General features: G+C 62.3%; 15 protein-coding genes. 7 read left to right on the top strand and 8 right to left on the bottom strand.

Annotated features, from left to right (window positions below):
- Window positions 1-9: 9 nt before the first annotated feature.
- Both IPM54_42055 and IPM54_42050 read right to left on the bottom strand, forming a co-directional pair.
- Entirely contained in the window at window positions 10-1,119 is a 1,110-nt protein-coding gene (locus tag IPM54_42055; GenBank protein MBK9266358.1) for a 3-oxoacyl-ACP synthase III family protein, read from the bottom strand.
- Complete coding sequence (locus tag IPM54_42050) at window positions 1,116-2,870, bottom strand: thiamine pyrophosphate-binding protein (protein MBK9266357.1); 1,755 nt, start codon at window positions 2,868-2,870, stop codon at window positions 1,116-1,118. The genes IPM54_42055 and IPM54_42050 overlap by 4 nt, the downstream gene beginning before the upstream one ends.
- A gap of 270 nt (window positions 2,871-3,140) precedes the next feature.
- On the opposite strand from IPM54_42050, the gene IPM54_42045 reads away from it, so the two are divergent.
- The 6 genes from IPM54_42045 to IPM54_42020 all read left to right on the top strand — a co-directional run bounded on the left by IPM54_42045 (window position 3,141) and on the right by IPM54_42020 (window position 12,876).
- Complete coding sequence (locus IPM54_42045) at window positions 3,141-5,081, top strand: hypothetical protein (protein ID MBK9266356.1); 1,941 nt, start codon at window positions 3,141-3,143, stop codon at window positions 5,079-5,081.
- A complete protein-coding gene (locus tag IPM54_42040) occupies window positions 5,078-6,811 on the top strand; it encodes an acetyltransferase (protein MBK9266355.1) in 1,734 nt (577 codons plus the stop codon). The genes IPM54_42045 and IPM54_42040 overlap by 4 nt, the downstream gene beginning before the upstream one ends.
- Window positions 6,812-6,889: 78 nt before the next feature.
- A complete protein-coding gene (locus IPM54_42035; GenBank protein MBK9266354.1) occupies window positions 6,890-8,284 on the top strand; it encodes an outer membrane protein transport protein in 1,395 nt (464 codons plus the stop codon).
- A 96-nt stretch (window positions 8,285-8,380) separates the two neighbouring features.
- Window positions 8,381-10,474 (top strand): AMP-binding protein, encoded by a 2,094-nt coding sequence (locus tag IPM54_42030; protein ID MBK9266353.1) that lies wholly within the window; start codon window positions 8,381-8,383, stop codon window positions 10,472-10,474.
- Window positions 10,475-10,485: 11 nt separating this feature from the next.
- Window positions 10,486-11,727 (top strand): type III polyketide synthase, encoded by a 1,242-nt coding sequence (locus tag IPM54_42025; protein MBK9266352.1) that lies wholly within the window; start codon window positions 10,486-10,488, stop codon window positions 11,725-11,727.
- A gap of 3 nt (window positions 11,728-11,730) precedes the next feature.
- The gene (locus IPM54_42020; protein ID MBK9266351.1) at window positions 11,731-12,876 is read left to right on the top strand and encodes a sulfotransferase; all 1,146 of its coding nucleotides are present in this window, start codon (window positions 11,731-11,733) and stop codon (window positions 12,874-12,876) included.
- A gap of 628 nt (window positions 12,877-13,504) precedes the next feature.
- On the opposite strand, the gene IPM54_42015 is transcribed toward IPM54_42020, so the two are convergent.
- From IPM54_42015 to IPM54_41990, 6 genes are all read right to left on the bottom strand, one after another.
- The gene (locus IPM54_42015) at window positions 13,505-14,194 is read right to left on the bottom strand and encodes a hypothetical protein (GenBank protein MBK9266350.1); all 690 of its coding nucleotides are present in this window, start codon (window positions 14,192-14,194) and stop codon (window positions 13,505-13,507) included.
- Between the two features lie 280 nt (window positions 14,195-14,474).
- Window positions 14,475-14,639, bottom strand: coding sequence for a hypothetical protein (locus tag IPM54_42010; GenBank protein MBK9266349.1), 165 nt, complete (start codon window positions 14,637-14,639; stop codon window positions 14,475-14,477).
- A gap of 93 nt (window positions 14,640-14,732) precedes the next feature.
- A complete protein-coding gene (locus IPM54_42005; GenBank protein MBK9266348.1) occupies window positions 14,733-15,233 on the bottom strand; it encodes a hypothetical protein in 501 nt (166 codons plus the stop codon).
- Window positions 15,234-15,261: 28 nt separating this feature from the next.
- On the bottom strand, window positions 15,262-15,561 hold the full coding sequence (locus tag IPM54_42000) for a hypothetical protein (GenBank protein MBK9266347.1): 300 nt from the start codon (window positions 15,559-15,561) through the stop codon (window positions 15,262-15,264).
- 32 nt (window positions 15,562-15,593) lie between these two features.
- Entirely contained in the window at window positions 15,594-16,589 is a 996-nt protein-coding gene (locus IPM54_41995; protein MBK9266346.1) for a hypothetical protein, read from the bottom strand.
- A gap of 27 nt (window positions 16,590-16,616) precedes the next feature.
- Complete coding sequence (locus IPM54_41990) at window positions 16,617-16,886, bottom strand: hypothetical protein (protein ID MBK9266345.1); 270 nt, start codon at window positions 16,884-16,886, stop codon at window positions 16,617-16,619.
- A gap of 714 nt (window positions 16,887-17,600) precedes the next feature.
- Between IPM54_41990 and IPM54_41985 the strand changes: the two genes are divergently transcribed.
- Window positions 17,601-18,470, top strand: coding sequence for a DUF3883 domain-containing protein (locus IPM54_41985; protein ID MBK9266344.1), 870 nt, complete (start codon window positions 17,601-17,603; stop codon window positions 18,468-18,470).
- Window positions 18,471-18,696 lie beyond the last annotated feature (226 nt).

The following is an 18,696-nucleotide window of genomic DNA, read 5'->3' as shown; positions in this document are numbered from 1 at the left end:
ATCAAAGCACTAAAACGTCACCACCGCAGGCGCGGGTGGCGGACCAAGCCCCACGTCGCCCCACCGCACGATGGCCGTCCCCGAGCTCGATACGCTGCCCACCGTATGAATGAGCACGAGATCCCCGCGCCGAATCGGCAGCTCGACCGCCGCCGTATAGAGGTTCACAGGCATCAACGCAGGGCCGCAGTTCGCGTAACGAGGGAACGTGTTCACGCTCCGCGCAAGGTCGAAACCGAGCACACGCGCGCAGAACGACGTGTACCAAGCCGTCGGCGTGTTGACGACGAACCAGGCAATGTCCGATATGCCAAGGTCCGCCTTGCGCAATGCCGCTTGGGTGACGTTCCGCAGCGCAGCCTCCGACGTCTCGCGGATGATTCGGCCCGCGCCCTTCGACGAACGAAGCCGAACCGCCTGCGTGCCCCGCGGCACGTCGTCGATCACGTCGAACAAAAACGCGTCACACGTATTGGCGCTGTGGAACATCGACGAAGCGATGAGCCCCTCGCCCGCGGGCGTCTCGCCAACCACGAACGCTCCAGCTCCGTCCCCCGACAAAAGCGCCATCGTGTCGTTCTCGTCGATCGAGCGCGAATACGTGCACGACACGACGCAAAGCACGGTGCGGTATTGGCCCGCCCGCACGAGCGCACACGCTGTCTCGAAGATCGCGAGCGCTCCCGAGCACGCCGTCTCCAAATTCCATGCGGCGCACGAAAGCCCGAGCTTGCCCGCGATGAACGTCGCATTGCCCACGCCCATGAGGTCCGTGAAAAACGACGTCGATAGGACGAGATCGATGTCCGACCGCGAAATGCCCGCCGCCTCGATCGCCATGTCCGCAGCGCGCGTCTCGATCGTCAGCGCATTCTCGTTCGGCAAGAGCACTCGCCGCTCTTTCGCCCCGCGAAATGGATCGTCGATGTATTTGAGCATCTCCGCCCCGAACGCGCTCTGTTCCGCCGACGCGCCATCCGCCTTCGGGTTGGACCAGACGTTCTTTTTATCGACCGCCATCTCCACCATATCGGGGTACTTGCGGACCCAATGGTCATTCGTCTTCAGCCCACCAGGAAATGTAATGGCGAGCGATCGCATCCCTGCGGAGGTCGTCATGTGAAAAAATCCTCCATTGGCATTACGCCCTGTGATTCCAAACTCCGAAAACGGCTGGTGATGGGGGCACGTTCGTCCGGATCAATCAATACATCGACCACGAAGGGACATCGTGCCAAAAGCGCCTCGCGTAGTGCTGCGTCGAGCTCCGCCTCGCGCGTCACCCTTCTGCCCAGAGCACCCATTCCACGCGCCACGAGCGTGAAATCCGTGTCCGGCAGCGTCGTCTCCAGAGGCGAATACCCAAGTGCCCGCATTCCGTGCTCGACAATGCCATACCGTCGATCGTTCATGACCACCCAGACCGCCGGTATGCCGTAACGCACCGCCGTGCTCACCTCCTCGAACATGAGCATCGCGCCGTCGCCAACGACCGCCACGGCCGCCTTTCCATGCGCTCGTGCCGCGCCAACCACCCCCGTCGTCGCGTGCCCCATCGATCCAAAATGAAGCCCCACGCGATATCGTCCAGGCTTCCGAAACCGCAGCACGTGGCTCCCCCAAACGAACGCATTGCCCGCCTCCGTGAGCACCACCGCGTCCGATCCCTCCACCACGACCCGCTGCAGCGCCTCGAACAAGAACCGCGGCCTCACCGACCCCTCGACCGGCGGCTCGAGCGGCGCAGTCTCTTCCCTCGCAGGCAATGCAATCGGCTGCTCCCGTCGATCGGGGACGCGAGGCAAGAGTCCCGCGAGCAGCGAGCCAATCTCGGCGACGATCCCGACCGTCGGCGTCGACGGATACGCCGCGCCGAAGGCTTTTGCGTCGACATCCACGTGGACAAACCCCTCCGGCGGCGCGAGCGACTCGTTCCAGAAAGACGTACACTCCCAAAGCCGCGAACCAAGCACCAGCGTCCGTTGGATCCCGAGCGATCGCAGGCATTGAGCGACCCGCGCGTGCCCTCCGACGCCCGTCACGCCCATATAAAGCGGATGATCCTCGGGAAAAATGCCCTTCGCCCGCGGCGAGCACATCACCGGAAGTTGCAATCGCTCGGCCAGCGCAAGAACGAGCTTCGACGCGCCCCGCGCACCGAATCCGACCCACAACGCACACGCTTCCTCGCGGAGGATCTTCGCGACCGTGTCGAGTGCCTCCGTCGACGCTGCGGGCCCCGGCAACGCGCTCTGGGCAAACGCTCGCCCTTGCGCCGCAGCCGTCTGCACGTTCAGCGGGAAATGTACATGCGCGACAAACCCCTCGATCGCACGCGCGCCAAGCGCAATCCGCCGAAGCACGGCGGGAAGCTGCGTCGGATGCTCCACGATCGCTGCGTAATGAAAGACCGGTCCTTCCGACAAAAGCCCCGCGGGCAACGTCGCCAAAGTCGTCTCCTGCGACGCGCCCCGCTCCCGTCGCGCAGCCATCGTCCCGCCCGAGACCAGCAAAACCTTCGCACCCTCGATACGCGCCGAGCAAAGCCCCGTGATCGCATTGGTGATCCCAGGCCCAGCCGTCGCGAAAACGATGGTCATCCGCCCCGTCGCGAGGCTATCCTCGAGCGCCGCGAACGCCGCACCCGATTCGTGCCGGCAGTGGATGATGGAGATCCCACTTCGCGCAAGCGCATCGCAGACCGGCACGACCGCACCGCCCACGAGCCCATACGCGACCTCGGCGCCAAGGCTCTCGAGGAATGCCGCGAAGGTCGCCGACACCGAAGCGCGACGCGACGCGGGAGGTCTAGCAAGGTCGCTCGCTGGGCCTTCGAGATCTCGACGCGACGACGGGGGGCCGTTGTTCATGCGCTGAATGCCCTGCTGCGGGGGGAACAGTGAAAGTAGAATCCCCTCGACATGCCGCAGCATACGCCAAAACGGTGAGGATTCCCAAGAAGGTGCGTCATGACAAAGCGGCCTCACCGAGGTTCATCGTGACGGACGGATTGTGTGCGCCTCATCCCAGTCGTCGCAAAAGCACGTTCGGGACGGTTTCGCTGTCGTGCCCTGGCCAAAGGGTGGATGTGCCGTTGACGAATGAGTCATTCGCGCCAAGTTGCTTGTTAGCGAGACAACGTGAAACTCGCCGGCGGCGCGATTTCGGGCGCGCCTTATGTACACGTTCGCACCACCCGAGCGTTCGACGGAGACGTACGCATGCGCTTTTTTCTGCGTCGTTGCGGTCAATTCTGGTCCGTCGTCATCATCGTCGCCGAATCGACCATGGGTTGCGGTGGGGCCGTTCCGACTGAAAATGCGGATCACGAACTACCGGCGCGTCATGGCGAAGTCGAAGGCGACGAAGTTTCCGCGATTGCCGCGCCCAATCGATATTTGCTGTTTCCGGATGTCTCGTCCGAAGTGCCCGTCACGTTGGATTTGGACAAACAAAAGGCATTGTCTCTTTTTGGGCCGGTCTTTTCGCAGCGCATTCGCTTGCTCGAAGTGGAATCGACGACGCTGCTCGAAAACGTCGTCACGACGATCCGCGATGCGTGTGGTACCAGTTGGAAAAACGATGCCAATGATCCGGGCTATGATTGTCAAAAAACGGCGCTCGGTCGATCCTTCGGTTCAAATTGGCGATCGTCCCCCGAATTCGCCCTCGTCCGGCTCCTTGGCACGACCCCGGCCAATGTGGATTTGGCCGGCACGTCGCTCGAAGATTTCGCCAAGCTCGTCGATAGGAATCCGGGCACATTTCGTTTCGACTTTGCCGAAGTGCTCGCTGGGGCGCTGGGCATTCGTCGCACCGACGCAATCGTTCCGATTTCGGCCATCGTCGGCTCGCTTCAGCGCAATCTGCTCGCGACGCATCCCAGCGTCATGAACGAGCGTGGGCTTTTGCCCGTGAGCCTTCACGATGCGTTGCTCGACCTTGCGCCACTTGCCAACAAATTCGGTCCCGTGGGCCGAGCGCCATATTTGAATGGAGGCGAGCACCCTGGCATATTGCTGCCGGATGATTCTGGATTTCGCACGAAAAGCAATGTACTGCGTCCGAATTTCCGGATGCGCGTCGAAGCACGGTCCAATTTGTACCGCGTGCAAGGGATCGAGTTTTCCTCGGGCGCGGGTGATATGTTCCTCGTGCTGGGCAAAGCGCCGCTTTCATTCGATTTCACCGATGGCAAAGCGTTCACGGTGGAGGGCATCGAGGACGACCCGACCATCGACATGCGCCTTGCCATCGAGGAAGCTCCGGCGAGCGGGTCCTGCGCAGGCAATCCACATTGTCGCCCGTTTTTCATGGGGAACATCGTGCGAGAAGCCGCGAAAAGTGCATACGGAAAGCGCGTGTACCAGCGCTGTCACGTGGGCTTCAATGGCCTTTGCCTCGTGGGGGTCGATATCGGCAAACAAGGCTCGATGCCGGGATTTGCGACGTTCACGAACGACCTCGAAAGCATCATGGTTCCATCGCCTCAATTCTTATGGGATTTGCTCGAAGACGTCGCCTTGGTGCAGCTTCACGATCCAACGGGTGATGGCGTGGCCGACATTGCGCCCGGCAAAGCCCGTCCGGTTCTTGCCTTGCGCGGCATTCCCATTGGCGTTCGTGGTGCCGAGCTCGTGAGACAAATGCGCCCCGTGCTGCAATCGCAAGAGGAAACGATCGCCGATATCATCGCCGGCAATTATTGGCAGGAAAATGACGACCTCGACGTGTTCGTCATGCAGGGTTTGCCCACGGACGAGCCGTATCTGTTTTTCGTAGCGCCGTCGGACGTGCGTCCCGACCCGGAAAACCCAGGCCAGCCCAAACCCTACTCCTATATGCGCCCGGGTTTCTTTTCTCGGGCCGATTTGACTGAATCCAGTCGAGTATCCAGGACGAGCATTCCGGGGGTCGACGACACCGAACATGAAAAGGTATTGCTCACAAAGGGCTCGCGCGTTCTTTATGCACAGGACGACGGCGGCGACGTGTACGAGTTATCGATTTTCGTCCCCGAAGACCTCGGGCAAACGTTTCCCCTCGAGATTGCCGTGAAAAACCTCGGGAGGTCCGATTGAACATGCGCCCGGCATTCACCTTGGGCCTTTGGGGCCTCGTTTTCGGCTGCAGCGAGCCGCTCGTGCTGGAGCCTCCTCCAAAAACGGATGCGCTCGACCTCGGCGAATCACGCGTGGTCGACCTTCGTTTTTTGCGCCTCGACGTCGAAAACTTCGGCCGTTCGCTGTCCATGGCCGATTTGCGTCAATTGCCACCAAAAACACTCGAAGAAACGTGGCTCTTCGACCTCGATGCCCGGCCCCTCGTCGAAAATGCGCTCGCTCGATTCGTTTTTTTGTCCGCGGAAGAAGCGTATGCACTCGAGCCTGCGGCGCAAAACATGTTTTACCTGCTCAACATGACCCCTGAAAACACGCGCCTCGAAGGTACGAAGCTCGCGGAGCTTGCTGCTATTGGTACGGCTGTCGGTATTTCGCCGTCGCGCATTCTCGCGGACCTGCTCGCCGCGGCACCGAATGAACGCGTCGCACCTATCGATGTCGTCGCGGACGTGGTGCTCGAACGCATCATAGCGACGCATCCGCGTGCGCGATTGCGTCAAGGTCCCGCGACGGATCAAAACCCGACGGGACTTTATCCCGTGCCGCCTGGTTTCATTGCCGTAAGCCTTGCAGACATTGCGATGGACTTCGGCACGCTCGCAGAACGATTTGGTCCGGCCGACATGCATCCAGGATTCATCCAATCCGTTTCCGGCATTTCCGTGGCGAAACAAAATTTTGAAATGACCGTGCGAGTGAGCGTCAATGCGCTGCCGTTCAAAGGCATCGAGGCATCGCGCGCGGCGGAAGCCAGCGTCAACAGCATGGGAATGCAAATCGACGAAGCGTTCGACTTTGGGGATCCGCAGTGGATGACCATCGAAGGGCTCGGGGAAAACCTGCACATCGGGCAATTGGTGATGAACATCGAAGAATCCGACCAACGAGTGGCCATGGGAAAAAACAAGACCCCACGGCCCTTGGGTGATTCCCCTGTTTGGTCCGAGCCGTCATGGGTCATCGAATCCCTGCTTGCCGACGTAGGCCGGCGCATTGCAGCGAAAATTCCGGCGCATTGCACCACGTATTCGCCTGCTGGGCAAGTCGATCCGCCATTCGAAGCCGTCGAGGTATGTATCGATGCGGATGGTTGGGTCGAAATTCGAGTGGATCCCAGTGTCGTGCTTTCGGGGCCGCCACCTGCGGGAGCCTACTTGTCGGATTTGCTGCTCGATGTGGCGCAAACGCGTTTGCATGACGGAGGTCTCGCCGAAGGCGAAGCGAATGTCGTCATGCCGGTCGAAGATGTGCCCATTGGCGTAAAAACCGCCGACATCGTGACTCGAATTCGCACGAACCTCGAAAAGAGTCCCGTCTTGCTTCGGGGCGTTGCCGAGGCAATTTCCGATACGACGCACGGCGATGCGGACTTTTTCTATGTGCAGCCCGAGGGCACCGTCGATGATTGGCTGTTTTTCGTCGCGCCCGAGGACATCCGCAAGGACGAAACGGGAGAATCCGTGCGGCCGTATGCATATGGGAATCCCGGGTTTTATCGTGATGCTTCGCTACGAACGAAAATATCGTCGCGCGAAAGCGTGGATGGTGACACGAGCCATGAAAAAGTGCGCATCCGGGTAGACGACACGCTTTACATGCAGGATGCAGACGGGGCCGTATTCGAGATCCGCCTTTTGGAAAAGCCAAGCGCCCGTCGAATTCGCCTCGAAGTGAAACGAGTTTTTTGATCCGGAAGGGAATACCCCGTCATGGTCTCGAGCGCGCATTATCGGAAGATCGCGATTTCAGTGGCAATGGTCGCGATCATGTGGCCCTCGCGCGCGGACGCATCGGGGCTCGACGTGCCACTCGTCGGCAGCGGGCAATCCGGTCCGACCACGGTGGACGCGGCCGCGATTCATTGGAATCCGGGGGCACTTGCTGGAATCGACCATTGCGAGCTATTTGCCGGCGGGGGGCTCGTCGCGGGTCGCATCGGCTATACGCGGCAACGGCTCGGTACGTATCAAACGCCCGATTCGCTTCGATTACGAGCGCCGCTTTTGCCCATTGAAATCGACGCGACGAAGTTCGGATGGGCCCAGCCGGTCACGGCCATGCCGCTCGCTCCGGTGGGTGACATTTTTCTCGCGGTGCCTTTGAATCGTCGCGTCGTCGTGGGGCTTGGCGCTTATGTGCCTTATGCCGCGACGCTCGATTATCCCGACGATGGTCCGCAGCGTTTTCGCCTGCAAAACGCATTCATCGTCGCGAGCCATGTTTCTGCGTCGGCTGCGGCGCGAGTTGGCCGTGGATTGTCGATCGGTGGAAGCCTCACGTGGGTGAGCGGTTATGCGAGCATGTCAAAAATGCAGGACTTTGCTGAGCTCGAAGAGTTTCGCCGAGCGTTTGCCAATCCGCCGATCAGCCAGGCCAATGAATTCGGTTCGCGGGCGCCGAGTCACGTGCGTGAATTGCAGGTGCTCGAAAGGCCCATATCGATTCGCGATGCCATCAGCAACGGGATCACGTTCAATGCTGGCATCATGTACGAGCCTACGGCAGACCTCAGGTTTGGCTTGTCGTACCAGCATGGCGCGCAGATGAATTATCGCGGAAAATTCGAGGTCGATTTGAACGATCCGTTTTTTACGCAGGACCTCGCGGCGCAAGGATTGAAGTACCCGCCGCTCGTCCAAGGTGAAGCGAATCTTGCATTTCGTTTGCCCAAGCGAATCACGACGGGCGTGGGATACCAAGTCATGCGGCGTTTGCGCGTCGATGGATTCGTCTCGTACGTGTTTTATTCGGATGTCGATGCATTCGTCGTGACGGCGCAATCTCCACGGCTCGCGCAACCGAAGCTTGGCTTGGGACCGACGGTTCGCACGGTATTGCCGCGGGCGTGGCGGGATACTGTTTGGGTCGAGGGGAACGTGCGGCTTTCTTTGACGGACGCGCTGCTTTTGTCAGCGACAGCGGGTTATCAATCACCGGCGTCGCCGGATGGTACGATTGACGCGGCATCACCGGATGGGCATCGGTTGCTGGGTGGAATTGGTGGAGTGTATCGTGCGACGCGGTGGCTCGACGTGCACGCGGACGCGCGATTGCAGGGGATCTTGCCGCGCACGGTGACGACGTCGCAGAATGACGTGGCCAATGGCCGCTATACGATGGTCGTGGGGTATGTGGGCGGGCACTTGAAGGCGAAGTTTTGAGCGCGTGGAGCTTTTTCAATCTCGCAAGCGAAGTTTGAGAGGATGTCCCCGATTCGCTCGCCGGGGAGTGCGTGGTCGCCGCAGTGGACGTCAAGCATGTCCGACGCCCGCGCGAACTTCGTCAGGGACATTTTTTTGTATGCATGCAGAACTCGTGTCGACATAATGCCGTTCGTGTCGACACTCGTAGATTTGTTGAATCGCCAGAGTGCGGACGTTCCAGACCGGCCCGCGCTCCGTTTTCTGGAGCGCGGTGAGGTCACCGGACCGATCGCCACCTGGACCTACGCCGACCTGACGATGTGCGCCCGCGCGATCGCGAGGTGGCTGCGGTCCCAGGGCGTGCAGCCCGGCGACCGGGTCATCCTGCTCTATCCGACCGGGCTGGAGTTCATCGCGGTCTTCTTCGGCTGTCTGATGGCGAGGGTGGTGGCCGTGCCCGCCTGGCCGCCCGAACCCCCGCGGATGGCGCGGGGCGTCGCCGCGGTCGAGGCCATCGCGCGGGACTGCGCGCCGACCGCCGTGTTGACGACCTCCGCCTTCGCCGGGTTCGCCGCGGCGATGGCCGAACAGTTGCCCGGCCTCGCGGCGCTCCGGCTGCTGCCCACCGACGCGGTCGCCGCGACCACCGACGACGTCCTGCCGGTCTCGCCCGACCCGACCGCGCTGGCGTTCCTGCAGTACACGTCGGGCTCGACCGGCTCCCCGAAGGGCGTGCGCGTGACCCACGCCAACCTGCTCGCGAACCAGCAGATGATCGGCCAGGCCATGCGGATCGCGCCGGGCGCCGAAGTAATGGGCTGGCTGCCCCTCTATCACGACATGGGGCTCATCGGGAACGTGATCCAAACAATCTACGTGGGCGGGTCCCTGACGTTCATCTCCCCGATGCACTTCATCGAGCGGCCGCTCCGCTGGCTCGAGGCGATCTCGCGGTTTCGCGCCTACGTGAGCGGCGCTCCGAACTTCGCCTACGCGCTGTGCACGCGAAAGGCGGCCGGCGCCGATCTGTCCGCGCTCGATCTGTCGAGCTGGAAGACCGCGTTCGTCGGGGCCGAGCCGGTCCGCAGCGATACGCTGTCGGCGTTCGTCGACCGGTTCGCGCCTCATGGCTTCGATCGCCGCGCGCTCATGCCCACGTACGGTCTCGCCGAGGCGACCTTGTTCGTGAGCGGGGCCCACGCCGTAGACGGCCTCGTGGTGACGACGACCGCCGACGGCCCGCCGGTCGTCGGCTGCGGACCCGCGGCGGAGGGCGTCGAGATCGCGATCGTCGACGTGGAGCGCCGGGTGCGGCAGCCCGAGCGGGTCGAGGGCGAGATCTGGGTCCGCGGTCCCATCGTCACCGCCGGGTACTGGGGCGACCCCAGGCAGAACCAGGAGGAGTTCGGCCAGCGCCTGGAGGACCGCGACGGATGGCTGCGCACCGGCGATCTCGGCTTCCTCGCGCAGGGACAGCTCTACGTGACCGGCCGCGCGAAGGACGTCCTGATCATCCGAGGTCGCAACGTGTATCCCCAGGACCTGGAGCAGGTCGCGGAGCGCGCGAGCCCGGCCGTCCGTCCGGGGTGCGCCGCCGCGTTCGCGATCCCCGGGGAGGATGGGACCGAGGCGGTCGGACTCGCGGTCGAGGTGCGCCAGGACGTGGACGACGCGGCCTTGCCCGCGCTTGCCGAGGCGATCGCCGCGGCGGTGTCGGGCGCCTCGCTCGCCAGCGTCAGCCGCCTTTTGCTGCTCCGGCCCCATAGCTTGCCCAAGACCTCGAGCGGAAAGGTCCGGCGGCAGCCGACCCGCCACGCGCTCGACCAAGGCGAGATCGCGCCGCGGTACCAGTGGACCCGGCCGACCGGGCGGCCCACCGCCGCCGGCACCGATACACACGCGCTGTGCACCGCGCTCCGCGCGGCCGTCGCCGAGCGCCTGGGCTGCGCACCCGCCGCCGTCCCGCTCGACCAGCCGCTCGACGAGCTCGGGTTCGACTCGGTCGCGAGCATGGAGCTGCTGGAGCAGGTGCGCGTGCTCGTCGGCGTCCACGTGCCGGCCGAGTTGATGGCCGAGGCGCCGACCCTGCGCTGGCTCGCCGACGCGGTCGGCGGTGCCCCGCCCGAGGCACCACCGGTCCGCTCCACCACGCCCGCCACGAAGGCGCCCGCCTTGCTGCTCGATCCCTCGTGGATGGATGACTTCTGAAGAGGTGTCTCATGGTTCGTCCGACCACGCCGCTGCTCGGTCCGATGCGTCCGCTCACGGAGCAGGACATCGTCTTCACCGACTTCGAGAGCTTCCTTGGGGACCGCGCCATCCCCCAATCGCGCTTGCTGGCCTATACCGCGTGGCTCATGGCGACCGCGCGCTGCGCTCGCGACGGCGTGTCGGAGCCGCAGGCGGCACGGAAGGTGTGGGAGCAGACCCGTGATCGCGTGCGCCGTTTCGGCATCTCGCCAGCCCACATCGCGCAGCGGATGCTGCTCATCATGCCGCCAGCGCTCCGCGAGCTGGATCCCGGCGCGCTCGGCGGCGAGCTCCCCCGTCTCTTCGAGACGCTGACCAGCGAGCCCGACGGGGCCCCGATCGATCGGCGGATGCAGCACACCGCCGAGATCGTGAACGAGGCGCTGGCGCAGGCGTTCCCCTCCGGCGGGGAGGCTCCCGACGACATCGTGCACGTGACCTGCTCCACCTATCAGGCCCCGAGCCCCGTCGAGCGGTTCGTCAGCGCGCGAGGGTGGGGACGGACGACGGTCACCAACTCCTGGCACATGGGCTGCTATGGCGCTTTCCCGGGCGTGCGGATCGCCGCCGGGTTCCTGGCGGCCGCTCACCTCGGGTTCGTCGCGCCGAAACGGCGGGTCGAGATCCTGCACACCGAGGTCCTCTCCGCCCACGCGGACCTGCTGGACCATAGCCCTGGCAACATCGTGACCGCGACCCTGTTCGCGGACGGGTTCGTGCGGTACGCGCTCGTCCCCGGCGCGCGCCACGCCCCCGGGGCCGCGGGGCTACGGCTGGTCGGCTGGGACGAGCGGGTGCTGCCCGGCTGCGCGGACGAGATGACCTGGGACCTCTCGCCCCACGGGTTCAAGATGTACCTCTCACCCGAGGTCCCCCTGTTCATTCGCGACCACGTCGCGGGGCTCGTGAACTCCCTCGCCACCGAGGCCGGGTGCGATCCCACAGCGCTGCGCGATCGCGCCGTGTTCGCCCTGCACCCGGGCGGACCCCGCATCGTCGACCTCGTGCAGGAAGCGCTCGCGCTGCGGCCCGACCAGGTCTGCTTCAGTCGAGAGGTCCTCCGCGAACGCGGCAACATGTCGTCGGCGACGGTCCCGCACATCTGGCAGCGCATCCTCGCCGAGCCCGCCGTGCCCTCGGGAACCCCGGTCGTCAGCCTCGCCTTCGGTCCCGGGCTCACCGCCACCGCCCTTCTGCTGCAAAAGGTCTGATCCATGTCCGCCTCACGCACATTCACCCGTCCTCACCCGCTCGTCCGCGCCGCGTCGATGCTCCGCACGAGCGCGTCGCGCCTCGCACCTCGCGACGTCCCGTTCCTGCTCGCGCGCCTCGCCGTCCTCGCCGCCGGTCGGGCGAGCCTGCCGCTCGATGCGATCTTCCAGGCGGGTTACAAGGACGTCCCGGTCGAGCGTCCCGTGTTCATCCTCGGGCATCCGCGCAGCGGCACCACCTTCCTCCACCGCTTGATCACCCAGACCGAGGAGTTCCCTGCCTTTCAGACCTGGGAGCTGCTCGTGCCGAGCCTCACCGCGCGCAAGCTCCTGGGACCGCTCGTCCCCGGGCTCGTCCGGCTGCTCGGCAAGGGCTTCCACGACGCCTCGGCGGTGTTCGCCGAGGACGCGCACGAGGTGCGCATCGATTCGATCGAGGAGGAGGAGCTGCTCTTCCTGTTCTCGATGGACAGCCAGTTCCTCCTCCTGTTCACGGCGCTTGGTTTCGTCGAGCAGGACCCGTGGGATCTCGTCTATCCCGACCGCCAGCCGAAGGCCGACCGCGACGCCAGCATGGCGCTGTTCCGGGGCTGCTTGCAGCGTCAGATCCACGCCACCGGGCGCACCCGGGTGGTCGCGAAGATGCCCTACTCGACGCTGCGGGTCCGGACCCTGCTGGAGCACTTCCCGGACGCGCGCATCGTGTATCTGGTCCGCTCCCCGCTCGAGACCATCCCATCTCACCTCAGCCTGCACCACCACCTCTTCACGCAGCTCTACGGCCCGGGCAACGTCCCGGCCGAGCTCATGGAGCGGTACTGGGATCGCCGCTACCGCTTCAACGTCGAGCTGTATCGCTACTTCCGCGACGTCGAGGAGGCCCGGGTCATCCCCGACGACCAGCTACTGGTGGTCCGCTACCCCGAGCTGCAGGAGGATCTCGGCGGGGTCTTCGAGCGTTGCATGGCGTTCGCCGGCATCGAGCCCTCGTCCGCGCTCCAGGCCGCGGTCGGAGCCCAGGCCGCGCGGCAGTCGAGCTACCGGCGCGGACACACCAACCAGCGGGTCGAGGAGTTCGGCATCTCGCAGGAGCGCGTGATGGCCGATCTCGGCTGGGTGTATGACGCCTACCGGCTGCCGCGACCGTAGGAGACCGCATCGCCACGACGCTCGTCGCTGCGTTCTGAGCGCGCGCCGTCGTGCCGAGGGGAGCCCGGTGGAGACCGACGCGGTCGCCATCGTGCTGATCAGCCTCGGCGCCGCCACCGTCAACGGCGCGCTCGGACGCGCGATTGCAGGGGATATTGCCGCGCACGGTGACGACGTCGCAGCATGACGTGGCCAATGGCAGATACTCGATGGTCGTTGGGTATGTGGGCGGGCATTTGAAGGCGAAGTTTTGAGCGCGTGGAGCTCTTGCAATCTCGCAAGCGAAGTTTGAGATTGAGTGGACCCCTTGCGACATCATGCTTGCGTCGACGCAAATCGACCTCGACCGCTTGCGGCAACACATTTGCACCGGCGCAAAGGACCTCGCACACGTCGCGCAGCCTGATTTGCACGCGCGCAAGGGATGGCGCCACGGGTGCGCGATGGTGTTTTCGTCGGTGCAAAAGACCGCCCTTCGAATTGCGGCGACCCATTTGCACGCGTGCAAATCAGCTTGCCACATGTGTGCACGGTGATTTGCGCCGACGCAAGGGAATGCGCTTAGCGGCGCCGATGCCTTTTGGGCGGGTGCGAGCGCCACCTCGTACGAGGTCGGCGCGGATTTGCGTCAACCCTTTTTGTTTTCGCCGCTGTTTTCTTCGCTCTCGGTATCGGCGTCGTCGTCTTCGTCCGCTTCGGCGAGCGCTGATTTGGTGCGAACTTCATCGAAGAATAGGTCCTGCATGACGCTGTCACGCGGATATTCGGCCGCGACGCGACTGCCGATTTCGACGTACTTCGTGATGAAGGCTTCTTTGGCCGCATTGCGGAGAGCGCGCTTGTTGCGCACGTTTTGACCGACGTTGCGGCGATACGCGAGCGCCGTGTCGTACGCTTCGCGGTGTTCCTTGATGGCCTCCCGTTCTGCGGCGGCTTCCGGCCAAAGCTGCATGGCCGATTCCAAGCGACCTTCGAGGTCCGACATGGCCTGGATTTGTGAATCACCTTGGAGGCGCGTGATGGGTGTCGATCCCTCCGGAAAGACCAATTCGGCAATACGGCCGCCTTTTTTGCCGTCCGCCATTTCGACTTTTTGCTGCGTCAGGCGAATGCGTCGATCGGACCTGTGGTTTTCGTATTTCGCGTCCACGCGCGCGGGCAAGATGTCCAGCACCGCCGCTTCGTAGGTTTGTTGCGACGTCGCGAGATGCGATTTGGCGGCGGTCATATCGGCGGCGAGCTGGGTGAGCACGACGTTCGCCGGGAACTTACCGAACATGCGGATGGAGTACGTCGCAAGCTCCAGGCATTTGGACACGCGTGTTTTCATCGTGGGATTTTGCATGATTGCTCCTGAACCATGGTACGAGAGAACTGTACGGTACACACTGTCCAGGGTTGGCGTCAACAGGTTTGTCGTCGGCTTCGAGGTCTTCCGATTCGTGCTGTTCCGAGCATGCCCGATGGTAGGACTTGCTTGACCCTGGCGGCCATTGTTGGCGTGCTCGTCATTTATGAGGCCGCGTTGCCGCAAGATTGGAAGCCACGCGACGGGATCGGGCTAGGCATGTTGCCGTATAAAATGGGTCGAGGTTACTTCATTGACGAACGTGAGTAGAACCCATCATTTCCTGCACATTTCGCAGGGTTTGTAGAGCGCCAAATCGTCGGTCGTATTCGAGCGCAGTTTCGTGTTCGAGCGCGTTGATTTCCTTGACGGGAAAGACGCCTTCTTCATCGAAGACCGTCGTCGATGTTCGCACGTGACCGATGCGTCTTTTGCTGTGGCGCTCTCGACATTGCCGTACTTGTCCCGCCTGTCGTATTCGAATGTCAACCTCGTGTCGGGAATGTTCTTATCGCTCGTCGACTCCGATTCGACATCGCCAAACCTGTCGGCGGTGGCTAATCAGGGATCTTCGGCGAACCGGGCCAGGTGATGCCGACCTTTTGAAGACTCCGTTTACAGCAACGAGTTGTTCCGGGGTCGGGAGCCGTGGGGAGAGCGTCGCAAGCTCGTCCGGTGTTAGTTCTGTCGGACCGCTCAGCCTCCGGGCGACCACCGCGTCGATGATTGCGTGGATGGGCGCGGCGACCGTTCGGTCGAGCTCCGAAACCTCGGCGTAATCTTGATTCCACCATACCGGCAATCGGTCGCCTCGGAGCTTGCCCCACGCGGCCAGCCGTTTGGCGCCCCAGGCCAGCGTCGGATCCGTAAAGAGGAAGAACGAGCCTCCAACGCGATCGCCGTGCAGCCAGAAGCCGACGCCTGCATCTCTCCCCATGCTCGTCCCACTCTCGAGCATGCCGACGGCCATCACGAACGCTGGCTCCAGCTCGTCGGGAAGCTCGGGCACGGCCCCCGCACATCATCCGGCCCACCTGTCACCTCGTCAATCTCGAGGCCAAGCTGCTCGATCGGACCGCATCCAGAGCGCACGCCAGGCCGACGACGCCCGCCTCGGTCCATGCCACGACTTCGTAGTCTCCTTCTCTGTTGTCGTTGTGGAACGCGCCTCGCTGGAGGTCGCCCTCCCACTCATTCGCGGAGGAGGCTGTGAAACGATGGCGCTCGAGCGGATCCAGATGTGCAAGGATGTGTTCGACGTAGGCCCGCAACGCGGCGCGCACGATGGCATCGCGGTCAAACACGAGGCGTCCATAATAATGTTGTCGCTCAACCATGATGCCACGGTTATGCCAGGTTGGTCTCGGCGTCAATGCGCGCCCGGACAACACGTCACTTGGTGCCTCACGGTGGGTAGGGTGTAACCTGGTTGATCTGCAGGACCTCTGGCTGCTGACGGGTATTTGTTCCTCAGAAAATGGTTGAGCTTGCGTGAGATCACCGCCGCGTTCGCATTCGAGTTTGTCCCCCACGGGCAACAGCGTGTCGTCTTTGGCGCGCGCGACATGATGGACCTGCGCGGCGTCGTCGTCATAAGGACGCGCTTCTTGAGAACGGTCGGCTCCGTGCACATCTTGGAGGGGTCAGTCTTATCACAAGGGTACACGAAACCCGCAAGATCGGAGTGAATCTCCCCACCGTTCGCGTCGCGGTTGACCTTTAGAATCAGATCCTGCTGATCGACTTGGTTGCCGTTCTTGTCGACAACCTCCTTGTAAAAATCGTTGCCCGGCGCGAGATCTTGCGGCTCGGGCAAATTCCGATATGGACCGTTCACCGCTATCGTCGGGACCGCATCGACCTCGATGAGCGGGTGTTGCAGCGGCGCGTCCACAAGTCGATGCACGAGGTCGATCTTCGTGCCGGGGACTTCCTTGCAGGGGTATCCTTCCGCGTAGGGCGCCGCTCCGAAGACCTGGGCGACCATCTGGGCGTGCTCGCACGCTTGCCCCTTCCCCTCCACCTTCCTGTAAAAACAGTTGAATGTACTATTATTGATGTCCGCGGACATGTAGCAGGCCGAGCCAAACGCGGCCTTGTATTTTCTTCGCGTCTCGATGTTGTTGTTGGGATCGCCTTGAAGCTGAATCTTGAACCGCTTGCAGGGCTTTTCCACCTCGGCCGAACATTCGGTTGGACACGCATCCGTTGCTGCGGCCATACCGACGCTCAGGTCGTCCATCGACACGGGGCATTCGATCCCATTGACAGGCACCGGCGCGTCCGACCCGCAAGCACCCGTCATCCCTGCCCCTGCGAAACCCAGCACCAGCATGCCCAGCATGATCGAACTATGCTTCTTCATTGCTTGCATCGATTACCGCCCAAACGTTCATCTTACACAAAGGACCATTCCTGCGAAAAGCCCACTTTCGGCGCAGCGAACTTCTAGAGCGGCAGTGTATGCCTTGACGACGTCGTTCAGCCGCCCTTCGTCGGCAGCACGAGCGCCTTCCTTGACCAACGCGCGAAAACGCATTTCGTCCGCTTCACTGAGTTGCTTTTCAGGGCGCCGACGATCGTCGTCGGCTTCGTTCGCAGGCGACACGCGCGCCGCAAGAAGGCCAGCAAGACATAGAAAAACGCGCGATGAACGACGCACGAACGCGAGTCTACACGACCGGAAAAACCCGGACAAGCACGACGTGTGCGAAGGACGAGCTACGGAAAAACCCTCGCACCAAACGCATGACACGACGATGCTTCGCGCCGCATGTTCTCTGCGCAGAGAACCCCCGCGTTCTCTGGTAGGTGCAATCGAGGGAAGCGAGACTGCGGGACAAGCATCGTGCACGCGAAACGCAGTCGATCACGGTGCGTCCTGATGGAACTTCGCTCCATCGGGCACGCGTGCGGAGCGTAGAGAACGCGATGACGACGACGCGGTCGTCGCGTCGACAATCACGCGCACGTGGAGCCGTCATGGGGCGGGCGTCGAATCGGCTTGCGCTTGCGGATGCAAGCGGCTTGCGACGCAAGCCCCACGCGCACAAGCGCAAGCATGCACGCACGAACGCGCGCACGACGAGCATGAGCGCGCCGCGCTGCGAGTAGGGCGCGGGCGTTCGTCGGTGTGCCGATTGCGTCCAGTGTGTCGTGACACAGCGGGGCATGCAGCACACCGGAGCGGGTTGCTTGGCCTCAGCAAGGGTGCGGAAAGTGCGATTCAGGATGACCGCGCGTGCGTCGAGAACGCAACAACCCCTTGCCTCGAATGAAATTCTGCGAGTAACGTGTTTGCATGAGGACAAACACCGACAGAAATAAACGAGCCAATCAAACTCGCGGAAAGCAACAGCCAAAGGGGCGAGTGCTCATGGCCGCCAATGATGATGAAAACGACATGCGGCGCACCAACTCCGCGAAAGGTTTACGTTTCGCGATGCCGCAAAATTCACAAATTGGCGATACGGCATTCATCTTCACGCATGAGGGACTCATCGGACGTGGCACAATCGCCAAGGAGCCCTACAAGGACCCAAAGCACCCCAAATTTCAGGGTCGACCTGTATGGTGGGGAGAAATCGATAACGTCGAACTTCTTTCGAACACCTTGCCAAATGAAAAGGTCAAAAACCGAATGAGCGCGGAATCCCAAATTATCAAGAAATGGGTCTGGTACACACATCCGCGCCGCGCTTTTAATACGCCTTCAGATGAACATTTTCGTGAACTCGAAAGAATCTTCGAGGAAGAGCCGAAAAAGAAGGCATCACGCTCGGCCAAAAATACTCGGCCCACGCAAGACGAGCAGGATGTAAAAGCATTCGACGATGAAGTCGCGGGTTATGAAAACGATTCGGCCAAACGCAGAGTTGTGGAAAAGTGGGCGATGGATGTTGCGACGAAACACTATGAAATCGCCGATTTTAAGGTCAACGACATGTCCCAAGAGAAACTCGGTTATGACCTTCGGTGCGTGCACAAGAAACAAGAAGTCCACGTCGAGGTTAAAGGCACGACTACGAACGGAGCCATGGTCGAGGTCACCATCAATGAAGTGAATCACGCGCGCGCAAGCGAATACCGCTGCCGCACCGATCTATTCATCGTCTACAATATCAAGGTAACGAAAACCAAAGATGGACCGAAGGCGTCTGGTGGCGTCAAACGAATCATCGAAAATTGGAAACCGACGGACGAGGACCTCAAGCCCATTCGGTTTCGTTATACCGTGCCGACCTGATTGGTCGTCGTTCAACAATTCCGTCACGAGTTCGGCGGACGATGTACGCCCAATCAATCTGCGCGCAAGTTCAGCACGGCCGCGCCGTTCGTCGCGCCACATGGCGAGGTCCGCGCGGTTGAGGGTCGGCAAATAAAACGAAAAAATTCGTCCGCTTGGCTTCTTTCTCTGCGCGGACGTTGAGGCTTGACTTGTGCACGAGCGACGCAGCCAATGAAGAATCGAT

It is taken from the genome of Polyangiaceae bacterium, assembly GCA_016715885.1.
Taxonomy (GTDB): domain Bacteria; phylum Myxococcota_A; class Polyangia; order Polyangiales; family Polyangiaceae; genus Polyangium.
The sequence above is the reverse complement of the archived record's forward strand: the minus strand, read 5'-3'. Positions and strand labels throughout refer to the sequence as shown.